The sequence below is a fragment of the Schaalia radingae genome, assembly GCF_900106055.1.
Taxonomy (GTDB): Bacteria; Actinomycetota; Actinomycetes; order Actinomycetales; family Actinomycetaceae; genus Pauljensenia; species Pauljensenia radingae_A.
Map to the genome: position 1 here is coordinate 2,096,688 of NZ_LT629792.1, position 13,979 is coordinate 2,110,666.

A 13,979-nucleotide genomic window follows, 5' to 3' on the forward strand; every position below is an offset into this window, starting at 1 on the left:
AGTCATGTTTGACGCGGTAACGACCTGGTACAGGCACAATCGGCGTGACCTTCCGATGCGTTCTGACCATGTCAGTCCGTGGGCCACCCTGGTTTTTGAAGTGATGAGCCAGCAGACCCCGATACCGCGGGTCCAGCCGATCTGGGAGCGGTGGATGGAACGCTGGCCCACGCCTGTTGATCTGGCCCGTGCCAGGCGCTCCGATGTTCTGGTGGCGTGGGACCACCTGGGCTACCCGTCGCGAGCCCTGCGTCTGCATGCATGTGCTCAGGTGATCGCCAACCGCCCCGGTTCGCGTGTACCGGCCGATATGGATGCTTTGCTGGAACTGCCGGGAATCGGTCCCTACACCGCTTCAGCTGTCGCATCCTTCTCGTTCCACCAACGTGTCCCTGTATTGGACACCAACATTCGTCGGGTCCTCACCCGCGTTTTTGACGGCCGCCAGTTCGCCCGAAAATCGGCCCCTTCACGAGCCGAACAGAATCGCGCATGGTCATTACTTCCTGACGAGGGCGACGCTTGCGCCTTGTGGAACGTGGCCATCATGGAGCTTGGCGCACTGGTGTGTACGCAGCGCGCACCGCTGTGCGATCAATGCCCGATCAGTGAGCGGTGCCGATGGCTTGCTGACGGTCAGCCTGCCGATGCGGTCAAACCGCGCGGCCAGGCGTGGGCGGGAACCGACCGTCAGGCTCGTGGCCGCGTCATGGCGCTGCTGCGTGATGCTCACGCTTCTTCAGCGGAGCGCGTCGGCCGCGATGCAGTCATTGAAGCGGCCACCTTGCCCGGCGCTCCAGCCGACCAGGCAGTGCAAGTGGTGGATGCCCTCGTCAATGACGGGTTGATCGAGGTGGATCGACGCGGAACGTATGGCCTGCCTGACTAGGGTGCGGACCGCCCATTAGAGGGCGCGCAATGGCCTCTCTTCTGGTCAGGACGGCCTGCGCACGAGCCAGTCCCTTGGTAGCTAATTAGTAGCGAATCGCGTCGATCGGGCGCACCCGGATGGCTGCCACTGCCGGAATAATGCCGCACAGAGCGCCAACTGCAGATGCGATCCCGACGCCGGCGGCGGCCGCGGAAGTGGGGAACGCCGGTCGGTCCTGCAATATGATGTCCATTGACTCAAGCGGAATGAACTGCAGGATCACGATCGCAATGCCTACCCCGATTATGCCTGCAACAAAGGTCGCGACCACTGATTCCATGAACACGGCGAAGAAGACTCTGCCGGCCGAGGCACCCATTGCGCGTCGGATGCCGATTTCCCGGATACGTTGACGCACCGTCACGATCGCCACGTTCAGCAAGCCCAATGCGCCCAGGGAGATGACGATCGCGCCGATGATCATGACTATCAGGCGCAGCGTCTGAGTCTGGTCCTGCACACTTTCGAACTGTTCGCCGCCACTCACATCCACGCGCCAGCCCTGACCCAGAATCGCACTCAGAGCCGCGGGCAGCTCGGTGCGTGCCTGGTCGACCTGGTCTTCACCGCTCCACACCAGCATCGTCGGAAAACCTCCGATGCCTCCTGCCATTGTCGGGTCGGCCGTGTCCTGTGGTTTGGTCAGCTGCCAGGCGTCGTAGTGCATGTAGATGATGGGCTGATCCCAGGCGGATTTCGCCCTGACCACTCCGACTACACGCAGCTGCTGTGTCTGCTTGCCGGTCACGTTCAGCACAATCGGGTCAGCAATGTTGGGCTTGCCCAGGTATTCCCACAAAATACTGTTGATAACAACAGGGCTGACCCGCTGGTTGATGTCACTGTCCTGCAGCCAGCGTCCCTGCACCGGCTTCAGGCGGAACAGCACCTGATAATTCGGATCCACCGCCTGCAGTGCCAATCCTCCAAATCCGTATTTAGGCTCCACAACCGGAACCCCGCGGAACGACCCGGTTTGCTGGGCTCGATCGACTTCTTCGATCTGAATGGAGGAATCTTCCAGTCGTGACCAGTACGGAATTGAGAAGCGGTCCGCCAGCGTTTTCATGGCGGTAGACACCGGGTCGGCCACGATACCGGTCGCCTGAGCGGACCAGCCCATCTGGTCCTGGTCTTCCGGCTCAGTTGAATCCGGTACCGCGTCTTCGGCATACACCACGGCGCCACCGCTTCCCACGACCATGCCGCCACCAGGTGGCGCGCCCGCAGTGTCGCCACCGCCGTCTCCGGTTTTTTGCGGCATGAGCCGCAGCGTAATATCCCGGCCGTCGAACGCTTCATTCATTTCCTTGTCCGCCTGTCCGACGATGTCACCCAACGCAATTACCGTTGACATGGCGGCAACAGCTGCCACGACACCCACCAGGGAGAGGATCACGCGCGCTTTCTGCACGCGCACCTCACCCCACGCTTCGACGAGTGCGCCCACAATCTGGCTCAGGATCCTCATGGCGTCACCTCATTTCCACGGGGTTCCCCGTCCTCCGTGACGGTCACTTCCTCAATGGTGGCTGTGTCTGTTTCTTCGTCGCACAGTTCAGGCGCGGCCGAAGCCTCACCCTCGTTGCTCATTGGCATGTCCGATGGCGACTGGGGTATTTGACTGCGCTCAGCATCCTGCGACATGACGGGCACCCCGTCTGAAACGGCGGCAACGGTGTGCTCAGACAAATCGTCAACATTGTGCAAAATGCCGTCGTAGAGGGAATACGCGCGGCTCGCTCGCGCCGCCACATTCATGTCGTGCGTAATGACGATCAGGGCGGCATTGTTTTCCGCAGCCACGTCTTCGAGCAGTTCCATAATGATGCGGCCGGTATGCGGGTCCAGTGCGCCCGTCGGCTCGTCGGCCAGAATGACGCGCGGCGTGCGCACCAAAGCGCGCGCAATGGCGATACGTTGCTGCTCACCGCCCGACATCTGCGTGGGATAGGAGTCAAGGCGGTCGCCCAGGCCAACCCGCTCGAGCATGTCAGCCGCCAGGTTGCGACGGTTCCAGAACTGACGGCCTGCCGCATACAGCAACGGGACTTCCACGTTCTGCAGCGCTGTTCGAGCATTGAAAATGTTGAACTGCTGAAAGACAAAGCCGAAGGACGATCCTCGAAGTGCTGATCGTTTCCCCTCGCCCAGGCCCGATGTATCAACACCGTCGATGCTGTAGGTCCCACTGGTCGGCTTGTCCAACAGTCCAATAATGTTGAGCAGCGTGGATTTGCCGGTTCCTGATCGCCCCACGATGGAGACGTGGTCGCCAGGCTCCACAGTCAGATTGACACCCCTGAGGATGTGGAGATCATCCCCATCGGGCAGCGTGACTGTCCGTGTGACGTCATGAATGTCGAGCAGTGCCACGTCAGCACCCTTCACCTGTCATCGGGTCACACATGTCCTGTTCCTGCTGCTGGCCTGGGATGAATTCGAGAACTTCCTGATCCTCGGTCAGGCCCTCGACGATCTGCACGCGTTTGCCGTCAGTGATTCCCAGCTTGACTTCCACCTTCGTCGGGTTCGCCGGATCATCTGTCGGCATGTAGACGTAGCCGTTCTGGAAGCGTCCCTCAACTGCGGTTGCGGGCAGCGTCATCACGTCAGCTGCTTCACCGGCAACCACATCCATCGTCACCTGCAGGCCGGCAAACACCTTCTGGTCACCGGGAATGGTGCACGTGGCGCGAATGCCTGACTGAGTTGAACCTGAATTGCCATCCATCTTGGGGACAGACCCGGAATCCTGTCCCGATGCCTTGGGCGTATCGATACGAAGCCCCGTGCATTCGAACGGTGCCGGACCGTTCTTGATCGTGATCGTCGCCTTTTCAGGTGTTTGCTGCATCCGGTACATCTGGTCGGGTGTGAGACTCGCGCTGGCAACAAAGGTAGGCGGCTGAATGGAGCCGATCGGATCCCCCACGTTGAACTGCTGTTCAACCAGCGCATTCAAGGCGAGCGCACCGTCTGCCGGCGCATAGACCACTTCGCTCTTCCAATACTTTTCACCCGGGATGACGGTCGGATTGCCTTCTTCATCGACGCCCTGCTGGTCTTCACCCGTTTCTTCGCGTTGAATCAGCAGAATCGGATCGCCTTTGGCAACGTTTTGGCCATCTTGCACGTACACCTCAGTCACTTCGCCCATCATGGTGGCTTTCACCGGCGTGGCAGCGACCGGTTCGATCGTGCCTTCCAGCGACAGCGTGTTCGTGATCGTGCCCTTTTCGGGCAGAACTGTCATCTGTCCGTATTGCGCGCCAGGATCCAGCGCGTCACCCTCGGGCTTGTTGGCCGAGGGGAAGAATGCGAACTTCACGAATGCGACGGCGATTACCACCCACGCCAGGACTTTGATGATTGAAAGCACCAACGCGCCTTTGGACCGGCCTGCCATATATCCTCCTTGAGACTTGGCACGTCAGCCTCGGCTCAAGATCCCCGTGGCGTTGGTGCGCATCATGACGAAACTGAGTGTAGAACGCGCGGAGGATCACCCTCGAACATTCTGCGACCCCCCGCCCAAAATCAGGGTTTTTTCAGGGACGGCTCAGGGATGAGGTGACGCCACGGTCACACACAGCGTCCGTGAGCGGTCGCGCCCGGCGACCTCGTACCCACCTGCACCCGCGCGCACCCGTCGCGGAAAATTCGTCAACTTTTTATTTTCAACTTGCCGTGCCGAGGGCGCCCGGCAGTGTAATCTGAAACGAAGCGGCATTGAGTTCCCACTCATTCCACGGTGGGGGCTTGCCGGAGACGCCCTCGAACATGCGACAACTGGATACAAGACCTCCTGTGCTAGGAAGTCGTCAGGAATGGGCCTGAGTGATTTCAACGATGAGGTGACTATGACTAATCAGCAGAAAGTGAAGGCGGCGGTTTATCTTCACGCTGTCTTGCGAAATATTGAGCAGCTGTGCGAGCTCGACTCGCGCGCACGCTCCATCGTGGCGAACTCTGATACGAGTGTCGATTTCCACATCCCCGGTATTCAACCACTGACTTTGATCTTCGACCACGGATCCTGCACCGCAACGACCGAGCCAAAAACAAAGCCGACGATTTCACTGGTGTTTGCATCATCCAAGCACTTCAACAGCATGATTGACGGGAAAGCGAACCCGATCCCGATCAAGGGCTTCACTCATATCAAGTTCCTGACGGACGAGTTCATGCAGATCACCGATCGGCTCACGGAGTTCCTGCGCCCCACACCCGAAGCTCTCAAGGACCCGGAATTCTCACGAATTTCAACGATCCTGACGGCCAACGTCGCCTTCTCAGCGCTCGGCCCGATCGCCCGATACGACGATCACGGTAAGAAGAACGCGGGGCGCATCCCCGATGGCAACATTCTGGTCCACGTTGAGGACGGCCCCGAACTGACGATCCATGCCGAGGGTGGCGCGCTGAGCTTGAGCCAGGGCCGGATCCGCCCCATCAGCGCACTGATGTCGTTCGATTCGATTGAGACAGCTCAGGGCATTTTGAGCGGTGAGCTCGACTCATTTGCGTGCCTGGGGAAGAGTCGCCTGAAGATTCGAGGGCGAATCGCCATGATCGACAATCTCAACAAGCTGCTGGGCCAAGTCCAGACATATCTGGCGTAGGAGGAGCACCCGATGAACACATATGAATACCCCAAGAGCCACGAGCTGTTCGACCGCGCCACAAAGGTGATTCCCGCCGGCATCTACGGACACCTCGGTCCTTCCGAAGGTTGCTTCATTCCGATCGAGAGTTACCCGTTCTACGCTGATCATGCCCAGGATTCCTACATCTGGGACGTGGACGGGAACCGCTTCATTGACTACATGTGTGCGTACGGCCCCAACGTACTGGGCTACAACCATCCAAAAGTCAACGAAGCCTTCATCAAGCAGCTTGAGCAGGGCAACTGCACAACGCTTCCGACCACCCGCATGATCGAACTTGCTGAACTGCTGGTCGATGAGGTCGCCAGCGCCGACTGGGCGTTCTTCGCCAAGAACGGTGGCGACGTGACGAATATGGCGGTCCTGACCGCGCGCGCCGCAACCGGGCGTGACAAGATCATCCGCTTCTTCGGTGGCTACCACGGCGTGGCGCAGTGGATGCAGTACGTTGGGTACGCTGGCATCACCGACGCTGACCTCGCCAACGTCATCGACCTGCCGTTCAACGATATCGACGCCCTCGAAAAGGCAATCGCGAAGTATCCGAACCAGATCGCCGGCATCATTTCCACGCCGTACTATCACCCCACGTTCGTGGACAATGAGCTTCCGGCACCGGGATACTGGCAGAAAGTTCGCGAGCTGTGCGACAAGCACGGCATCGTGTTGATCATCGACGACGTGCGATGCGGTTTCCGCCTGGACGAACGAGGCAGCGACTACCACTACGGTTTCAAGGCCGATCTGATTTGCTTCTGCAAGGCTCTGGCCAATGGGTTCAACATTTCCGCACTGTGCGGATCTGACGAGCTCAAAGCCGCAGCTTCCTCCGTGTTCTACACAGGCAGCTACTGGTTGTCGGCAGCACCGATGGCTGCCGCGATCGAATGCCTGACAATCATGAAGGAAATCGACGGTGCCACGGTCATGAAAGATAAAGGTCGCAAGTTGACCGACGGCTTGAAAAAGGTCGCTGAGGAAGAAGGCTACAAACTGGTCGTGACCGGTGAGCCGTCCATGTGGTTCATGCGCCTGGATAATGACCCATCGTCGATGCTGCACCAGGCGTTCGTCGGCAACTGCGTCAAACGCGGAGTCTTCTTCACCAACCACCACAACCACTTCATCAACTGCTCACTGACCGATGAGGACATTGAGTTCACGTGGGACGTTGCAAGAGAAGCATTCAAAGAACTGCATACCCAGGAAGATGAGTTGATCCTGTAGGCAAGCCCATCGGCGCGGACGGACGCGGCCCGCCTGGCCATGCAGCCAGCACCCGCCCGCCTGTCCGCACCGGCGGCCTGTCTTCAGAAACACCTGATCTTCACCCGTTTACCTGCACGTCTGAGGCAGGCGTGCAGACTGACAGCACAGATGAGAAAAGTAGTAAAGGAGCTACGATGCCCGTATCACTAGACGAGCTCAAGCGACTCGAGGATAAAGCAAATTTCCTGCGTCACGATATCGTCGATACCGTTTACCACGCGCACTCCGGCCACCTCGGCGGCGCACTCTCCATGATCGATGCAGTCACAGTGTTGTATTACCACGTGATGAACATTGATCCGAAGAATGCCAAGTGGGAGGATCGTGACCGTTTCGTCATGTCGAAGGGGCATGCAGGAATCGGATTCGTCACGGTTCTGGCCGACCTGGGATTCGTTGACCACGACGAGCTGAAGACCTTCAACCTGACAGGATCAAAACTCGGCATCCACCTGGACTGCAACAAGGTCAACGGCCTGGATGCTTCCACCGGATCGCTCGGCCACGGCCTGTCGATCGCGCTGGGCATGGGTTTGGCGGCAACGCAGCTCAAGAAAGATTTCATGACCTACTGCATGCTCGGTGACGGCGAATGCAACGAGGGGTCCATCTGGGAAGCCGCAATGGCAATCGCCAACTACAACGCGCACAACGTTGTCGTGATGGTGGACCGCAACAAGGCCATGATTGACGGCCCAACTGAGGACGTCATGAAGCTCGAGCCCTTTGCCGACAAGTGGACAGCCTTCGGTTTCAACACATTAAGCATTGATGGTCACGATCACGCAGCCATCATCGACGCCCTCGAAACGGCGAAGAACACAACAGACAAGCCCACCTGCATCGTGCTGAACACGGTGAAAGGCCAGGGTGTTGATTTCGCTGCCGGTGACTACAAGTGGCACTACGGCGCAATCAACGACGAGCTGCGCGATCAGGCGTTCGCCAGCCTCGACAAGTATCACGCCGAACGTCTAGCCAAGTTGGAGGAGAAGTAAGATGGCAGGCCTTGTTTACACCAGTATTGACACCACGAAACTGTCAACCGCTGAAGTTTACGGCGCGATGCTGTCCAAACTTGGCGAAGACGATCCCAGGATTGTTGTTCTGACCGCTGATCTGGCCAAATCCACCAAGATCGGCACGTTCATGGAATCATTCCCGGATCGCTTCTACAACCTGGGCATCGCTGAGCAGAACATGTACGGCGTGGCGGCCGGCATGGCGAGCTGCGGACTGATTCCGTTCACGTCCTCGTTCGCGATCTTCAACTCGTGCCGCGCCCTTGACCAGGTGCACACCGATATCTGCTATCAGAACCTCAACGTCAAGATGATTGGCTCCCACGCGGGCACCTCGTTCGGACAGGCCGGTTCCACGCACCACTCGATTGAGGACATCGCGATCATGCGGTCGCTGGCGAACCTGACCGTGCTGGTACCTGCTGACGGTATGGAGACTGCGAACGCAGTCAAGGCTGCTTACGAGATGGAAGGCCCGGTCTACATCCGCATCAACCGCGGATTCGACCAGATCGTGTACCGCGAGGCAGACTACGGCTACGAGATCGGCAAGGCTGTTCAGCTTGCCGACGGCTCCGACGCGACGATCATTGCGTGTGGCTGCACAGTCTTCTCTGCGGTTCAAGCAGCCCGCGAACTGGCCGCTGACGGCGTGAAGGTGCGCGTGTTGGACATGCACACGATCAAGCCGCTGGACGAGGAAGCGGTACGCAAAGCCATTCACGACACTCGACGCATCATCACCGTGGAAGATCACTCGATCATCGGCGGTCTGGGCGGCGCGGTCTCAGAAGTCATCGCATCTGCCGGTATGGGCTGCGCGTTCAAGCGTCTGGGAATTCCAGACCAGTTCTCCCCCATTGGCCTGCAGGAAGACCTGATGGCCTACCACGGTATCGACACTGCCGGCGTCGTCACGGCGGTCCATGAACTGCTCAAGATGGACTTCGAAGAAGACGACGACTGGGCGGATGAGATTTAGGGCGACACTCCATGGATAAAGAAGCTATTTACACTGCGAAGATCTTCCTGAACAGTGCGATCCCCTTGCTGAAAGTCATCATCGAGGAGACCTCGCTGCACAAGATGTTCGCCAAAAAGACCGGTATCGTCCAGTTTTCCTTCCCGCACGAGGGCGACAAGTGGGCCACTCACCTCGTTTTCGACGAGGGTGACATCTCGGTGAAGCTTGGACCCAGTGAAGACGAACCGACTGTGGAGTTGGCGTTCAACGATATCGATCACTTCAACGCCTTCTTCAAAGGCACGTCGATGAAGTTACCGCAGTTCCGTCACGTGCATCACCTGAACTGGGTTGTTCCCGTAGTCATGGGGTTGCTCAAGATGCAGAAACTGCTCAGCGCTTCGGAGCCGCCGGCTGATGAGGAAACCAAGGCACTGATGGTCAAGCTCATGTTCTACCTGCTGCCGTCGGGTATCAGCCAGCTCAATAAGGCTGGACACCCGGAGGTGGTGAAATGGGCGAAGATGTCACCTGACCGTGTCTACGCCCTGGTGGTAGATGGCCGCGATGACCTGGCTGGCTACATCCGTGTCAAGGCGGGCAAGACCCGTTCTGCGCGCGGCGCATACAAGCGGTCGCAGCCCTTCTTCACGATGCGCTTCACCGACCTGGATGCGGCGCTCGGCGTGTTGTTGCAGACAGCGGACATGTTGGCGTTGACTGCACAGAAGCGTCTGATCATGGAAGGTGCGCCGGAGTTCGGTGCTCAGATCGGTGATTTCATGATGCTGGTCGGGCAGTACGCCCAAAAGTAGCCGCACGCTCAGGCTCGGCTGAGCAGCTGCTCTGTCCAGTCGAGACGGGCCCGTCAATAAGCTGTAGCCCGGCCGGGCTGCTCCTAACGCCTGAGTTGCACGAGGTGCCGGTGTTCGGATCATTCCGAACGCCGGCACCACTGCGTTGAGACCGCTTATCTGTTCATGTGACGCGCACGAGGCTCCAGATCGAAGCCGTTTTATGCACGAAGCCTTAGATTTAAGCCCTCGTAGTGCACATTCCCCTAGATTTAAGCCCTCGTAGTGCACATTCCCCTAGATTAACCGCGCTCCCCGACGCCCGCGATCACACTCACCCTCTCTGACCTGCAGGTTTGCAAATCGTCTCATGAGAACTCCGTTCTTTTCTAGGGGTATGTGCACGCAGGGCGCTTAGATCTAGGGGATTGTGCACGTGGGCCTCTTAAATCTAGGGGCATGTGCGCGCGGTGCCTTGAGATGTTGGCGGTCGTTCGCGCAGTGCGTTGAGATTCATGGGGGCGCGTACGCGGGCCTCGAAAATCTAGGTGCTCGTGCAGGCACAGTCGCTTAGGCGAGGCCTTCGTGCGAGCCGACCCGGCATGATCTATTACGTGTTCGTCCACACTCATACATAGAAAGGGGCGGGTGTGCGGACAATTCTAAGCCCGCGCACCCGCCTGGCTGGAACCGTTGAGGTGGAATCCTCTTTACGCTCCGACGATCTCCTCCGCACTGGCACATTCCATGTCGAATGCCTCGGCAACGCCGGGGAAGGTGATCTTCCCGTCGAAGGTGTTCAGACCCTGACGCAGCGCCACATCATCGGCCAGAGCCTTCTTCCATCCCTTGTCCGCAATCGCATGGATATAGGGCAAGGTGGCGTTGGTCAGTGCCTGCGTCGAAGACACCGGGACAGTGCCCGGCATGTTCGTCACACAGTAGAACGTGGTGTCGTGCACCCTGAAGGTGGGCTCCTCATGAGTGGTGGGGTGTGAATCCTCGAAACAGCCACCCTGGTCAATGGCGATATCAACCAGAACAGATCCCGGCTGCATTGATGCAACCATCTCATTGGTCACTAGCTTGGGAGCTTTCGAACCTGGGATCAGAACCGAGCCGACCACCACGTCGGACTTCTTGATCAGGCGCGAAATTTCCAGCGGCGTGGAATAACGCGTGCACACGCGCCCTTCCCAGTGGTTCGTGATCTGGCGCAGCTTGTCGATATTGTTGTCGACAACCGTGACATCCGCGCCCAGTCCCACTGCGCCCGCAGCGGCGTTGATTCCGGCGGTGCCGCCACCGATGACCAGTACGTGTGCATCTTCCACGCCGGTCACTCCGCCCATCAGGACGCCTTTGCCCCCATGCGGCTTCTGAAGGAAATACGAGCCGACCTGGGGCGCCAACCGCCCAGCGATCTCTGACATCGGAATCAGCAGCGGCAAACGGCCGTCAGGCAAACGCACCGTCTCGTACGCAATGCCAACCGCTTTAGCTCCCAGCAGCGCATCCGTGCCGGGCTTGTCCGCAGCCAGGTGTAGGTAGGTGAAAACGATCTGGCCTTCACGGATATGACCGTACTCAGATTCGATCGGTTCTTTGACTTTCACGATCATGTCGGACTGTGCCCACACCTCGTCGGCACCGTCAACGATGGTGGCGCCCACCGCGGCATAATCCTCATCGGAAATTGCAGATCCGACACCCGCGCCTGCCTGAACCAGGACTTCGTGGCCGCCGTGCACAAGTGCAGAGACGCCACTCGGGGTCATTGAAACTCGGAATTCGTTGTTCTTCGCTTCGGTTGGAATTCCTACGCGCATTGAAACCTCCCTTGTGTGTTAACCCAGTATCTTTTTGAGGAATGAGAAGGACTTGGAATCATAGGGGTGGTGCCGCACCGGAATGTCGAAGCACCAGCTCTTATGCAGCACCGTTCGCTCGTGGCTCAGGGTTCTGAAGCCCGAGGCCCCGTGGTAGTTGCCCATGCCGGAGTTCCCGACTCCGCCAAAGGGCGCTTTCGATGAGGACATGTGCAGCAACGTGTCATTGATGCACACGCCGCCGCTGGATATCGCCTCGACAACGCGCTGAGCAAAGCGCTTCTTCCTGGTGAAGATATACAGCGCCAAAGGCTTGTCGCGATCCTGGTAGTCCGTCAGCACGTCCTCAATATCCGTGAACTCCTTGATCGGCAAGATGGGACCGAAGATTTCTTCCTGCATGACGGGGCTGTCCCATTCGGGGTCGTCGACCAACACCGGGATGATCTGCTGCGTATCCTCCAGCGTCACATCGGCCGGCTTGGCGTCGCGCGACTTCGACGTGATCAGGCGCTGCCCTTCCAGCAATCCGGACAGACGCTTGAAATGCTTGGGGTGAATCACCTTGGCGAAGGAGTTGCGACGATACTCCTCGGTCGGCAATGCGCTGTCGATCCCCCGCCTCAGCGCCTCGATCAGTTGGTCCTTGACGTCGCGGTGAACATACACGAAATCGACGCCCACACAGGTCTGCCCGCCGTTGGTCAGCTTGCCGAACAGGATTCGCTTCGCTGTCTTTTCGATGTCAGCGGTCTTGTCGACAAAGCACGGGGACTTGCCGCCCAGCTCCAGGACGACGGGCGTGAGGTGCTCCGCCGCAGCGCGCATCACCACTTTGCCGACGTTCGGGGAGCCGGTGAAGAAAATAAAGTCGAATTTTTCATCCAGCAGTGCCGAGTTCTCCTTGCGCCCACCTTCGATGACGCTCACGTAGCCGTCCTCGAAAATCTCCTCGCACATCTGTCGGATGAGGCGGGATGTGGCCGGCGAGTAGGCGGACGGTTTGATGACCACGGTATTGCCCGCTGCGATCGCCGCGGCGAGGGGACACATTGTCAGCTGGAAGGGGTAGTTCCACGGACTCATCACCAGTGCCACGCCAAATGGTTCATACGTCACGGACAGCACGCCGGGCATCTGCGAAAGCGCGGGAATCTTGTAGTGCGGCGCTGCCATGCATGACAGGTGCCGGCGCATGAACTTGATTTCATCCAGGACCAGCGAAATTTCCGTCATGAAGCTTTCGGTGTCCGACTTGTTCAGGTCAGCGTGCAGCGCATCCAGAATGTCACGTTCGTGGGCGCGTACTGATTTTTCAAATGCGGCCAGCGTGCGTTTGCGGTAGCTGAGGTCACGGGTTTTCCCAGTGAAGAAGAACTCCCGTGCGCGCGTGACTGCCTCGTGAATTTCCTCTTGTTTTGTGCGTGCCATATCCATCCTCTGATACTCATCATTGAATGACACTCATCAGTGAGCGACTACTCACATGCTACTAGCGAGGAACGCACGGCGCTGGGTCTTCCAGAGAATTTCCTCAAGGTTTTTCCGGTTCCGCTCCATCAGCGTCCCTACTCCCTTTCTGGGTTATAGCTCCGACCAGTTTCCAAGAAGGAAAAACTATGTCTTCAAGATATGCACGGAGGAATAAAGCAGGTGAGGAGCGCAAGTATCCAGCAGGCGTTGCCTCGCACTCACAGGCAGGGTTGTTAGAGTACATTGCATGTGGCTGACGGTGCTCTTTATGATTGGAATCACGGCCGAGGCCATGACAGGCGCCCTGTCAGCGGCCCGCGAGCGCATGGACCTGTTCGGCGTGATGATGGTGGCCGCAGTGACCGCCATTGGCGGTGGCTCCATTCGCGACGTTTTGCTGGGACACTACCCCCTCACCTGGGTGAAGAACCCCCACTACGTGGTCATTGTCGTGTGCGCCGCGGTGATTTCGGTCCTGATTCCCTCATTGATGAAGCATTTCCGCAAGCTGTTCCTTGGTCTCGACGCACTTGGCCTGGCGGTATTCTCCATTTTCGGCACACGCATCGGCTGGGACGTCGGCATCCAGCAAGGCCCCGCCCAGGCGTTCATCCTCGCCTGCGTCGCCTCAGTGATTACCGGCGTGATGGGCGGTGTGCTGCGAGACCTCCTGTGCGACCGCATCCCCCTGGTGTTCCTGAAAGAGCTGTACGCCACGGTGTCATTCCTCGCCACCTGCACGTACGTCACACTTTCCGAACTGGGCGTGCACGATGACTGGGCTGTGACCATCACGCTGATCGTCACCTTCGTCTTCCGCATTCTCGCGATTCGCTTCAGCTGGCACCTGCCTGTCTTCGACTATCAGGAACAGCACTACGAGCGCAGTCAGTCGGTGCGTCCCCGCCTATTCATCCACCGCCTCAAGCAGTGGAGGCCAAGGCGCCCTCGTCAATTCATCAGGAAGAACTCGAAGCCTGTGCAACCAGATTCCACCGCCCCCACCATCGACGAGGGTGACTAGTGG

At 58.6% G+C, this 13,979-nt stretch carries 12 protein-coding genes; 7 read left to right on the forward strand and 5 right to left on the reverse strand.

The window, feature by feature from the left end:
- Positions 1-4 precede the first annotated feature (4 nt).
- Entirely contained in the window at positions 5-889 is an 885-nt protein-coding gene (locus tag BLT69_RS09200; protein ID WP_257590315.1) for an HhH-GPD family protein, read from the forward strand.
- An 85-nt stretch (positions 890-974) separates the two neighbouring features.
- Here the strand turns inward: BLT69_RS09200 and BLT69_RS09205 are convergent, their stop codons facing one another.
- Genes BLT69_RS09205 through BLT69_RS09215 form a run of 3 tightly spaced genes read right to left on the reverse strand, consistent with a single transcriptional unit; the run spans position 975 to position 4,340 of the window.
- Entirely contained in the window at positions 975-2,402 is a 1,428-nt protein-coding gene (locus BLT69_RS09205; RefSeq protein ID WP_092648869.1) for an ABC transporter permease, read from the reverse strand.
- Positions 2,399-3,307, reverse strand: a complete 909-nt coding sequence (locus tag BLT69_RS09210; protein ID WP_092649150.1) for an ABC transporter ATP-binding protein — start codon at positions 3,305-3,307, stop codon at positions 2,399-2,401. The genes BLT69_RS09205 and BLT69_RS09210 overlap by 4 nt, the downstream gene beginning before the upstream one ends.
- 1 nt (position 3,308) lies before the next feature.
- Positions 3,309-4,340: an efflux RND transporter periplasmic adaptor subunit gene (locus BLT69_RS09215; RefSeq protein ID WP_092648870.1), complete on the reverse strand. Its 1,032-nt coding sequence runs from the start codon at positions 4,338-4,340 to the stop codon at positions 3,309-3,311.
- Between the two features lie 454 nt (positions 4,341-4,794).
- Between BLT69_RS09215 and BLT69_RS09220 the strand changes: the two genes are divergently transcribed.
- The 5 genes from BLT69_RS09220 (at position 4,795) to BLT69_RS09240 (ending at position 9,671) form a co-directional block, all read left to right on the forward strand.
- On the forward strand, positions 4,795-5,556 hold the full coding sequence (locus tag BLT69_RS09220) for a hypothetical protein (protein ID WP_154955715.1): 762 nt from the start codon (positions 4,795-4,797) through the stop codon (positions 5,554-5,556).
- 12 nt (positions 5,557-5,568) lie between these two features.
- Positions 5,569-6,828 carry an aspartate aminotransferase family protein gene (locus tag BLT69_RS09225; protein WP_092648871.1) on the forward strand — a complete coding sequence of 420 codons (1,260 nt, stop codon included), beginning with the start codon at positions 5,569-5,571 and terminating at the stop codon, positions 6,826-6,828.
- Between the two features lie 176 nt (positions 6,829-7,004).
- Positions 7,005-7,868, forward strand: a complete 864-nt coding sequence (locus BLT69_RS09230; RefSeq protein WP_058237357.1) for a transketolase — start codon at positions 7,005-7,007, stop codon at positions 7,866-7,868.
- A gap of 1 nt (position 7,869) precedes the next feature.
- Positions 7,870-8,874 (forward strand): transketolase family protein, encoded by a 1,005-nt coding sequence (locus BLT69_RS09235; protein WP_092648872.1) that lies wholly within the window; start codon positions 7,870-7,872, stop codon positions 8,872-8,874.
- Positions 8,875-8,885: 11 nt separating this feature from the next.
- A complete protein-coding gene (locus tag BLT69_RS09240) occupies positions 8,886-9,671 on the forward strand; it encodes a hypothetical protein (RefSeq protein ID WP_092648873.1) in 786 nt (261 codons plus the stop codon).
- A gap of 689 nt (positions 9,672-10,360) precedes the next feature.
- Here BLT69_RS09240 and ald read toward each other — a convergent pair.
- A complete protein-coding gene (gene ald, locus BLT69_RS09245; RefSeq protein ID WP_058237360.1) occupies positions 10,361-11,479 on the reverse strand; it encodes an alanine dehydrogenase in 1,119 nt (372 codons plus the stop codon).
- 18 nt (positions 11,480-11,497) lie between these two features.
- Positions 11,498-12,910, reverse strand: coding sequence for an aldehyde dehydrogenase family protein (locus tag BLT69_RS09250; protein ID WP_092649151.1), 1,413 nt, complete (start codon positions 12,908-12,910; stop codon positions 11,498-11,500).
- A 310-nt stretch (positions 12,911-13,220) separates the two neighbouring features.
- Here BLT69_RS09250 and BLT69_RS09255 point away from each other — a divergent pair, with 310 nt between their 5' ends.
- Positions 13,221-13,976, forward strand: coding sequence for a trimeric intracellular cation channel family protein (locus BLT69_RS09255; RefSeq protein WP_257590316.1), 756 nt, complete (start codon positions 13,221-13,223; stop codon positions 13,974-13,976).
- Positions 13,977-13,979 lie beyond the last annotated feature (3 nt).

Bases quoted from the DNA above. Each gene is read 5' to 3' on its own strand.
- BLT69_RS09200 (WP_257590315.1), top strand. From the start codon at position 5: ATGTTTGACGCGGTAACGACCTGGTACAGGCACAATCGGCGTGACCTT.
- BLT69_RS09205 (WP_092648869.1), bottom strand. From the start codon at position 2,402: ATGAGGATCCTGAGCCAGATTGTGGGCGCACTCGTCGAAGCGTGGGGT.
- BLT69_RS09215 (WP_092648870.1), bottom strand. From the start codon at position 4,340: ATGGCAGGCCGGTCCAAAGGCGCGTTGGTGCTTTCAATCATCAAAGTC.
- BLT69_RS09220 (WP_154955715.1), top strand. From the start codon at position 4,795: ATGACTAATCAGCAGAAAGTGAAGGCGGCGGTTTATCTTCACGCTGTC.
- BLT69_RS09225 (WP_092648871.1), top strand. From the start codon at position 5,569: ATGAACACATATGAATACCCCAAGAGCCACGAGCTGTTCGACCGCGCC.
- BLT69_RS09230 (WP_058237357.1), top strand. From the start codon at position 7,005: ATGCCCGTATCACTAGACGAGCTCAAGCGACTCGAGGATAAAGCAAAT.
- BLT69_RS09235 (WP_092648872.1), top strand. From the start codon at position 7,870: ATGGCAGGCCTTGTTTACACCAGTATTGACACCACGAAACTGTCAACC.
- BLT69_RS09240 (WP_092648873.1), top strand. From the start codon at position 8,886: ATGGATAAAGAAGCTATTTACACTGCGAAGATCTTCCTGAACAGTGCG.
- ald (WP_058237360.1), bottom strand. From the start codon at position 11,479: ATGCGCGTAGGAATTCCAACCGAAGCGAAGAACAACGAATTCCGAGTT.
- BLT69_RS09250 (WP_092649151.1), bottom strand. From the start codon at position 12,910: ATGGCACGCACAAAACAAGAGGAAATTCACGAGGCAGTCACGCGCGCA.
- BLT69_RS09255 (WP_257590316.1), top strand. From the start codon at position 13,221: ATGATTGGAATCACGGCCGAGGCCATGACAGGCGCCCTGTCAGCGGCC.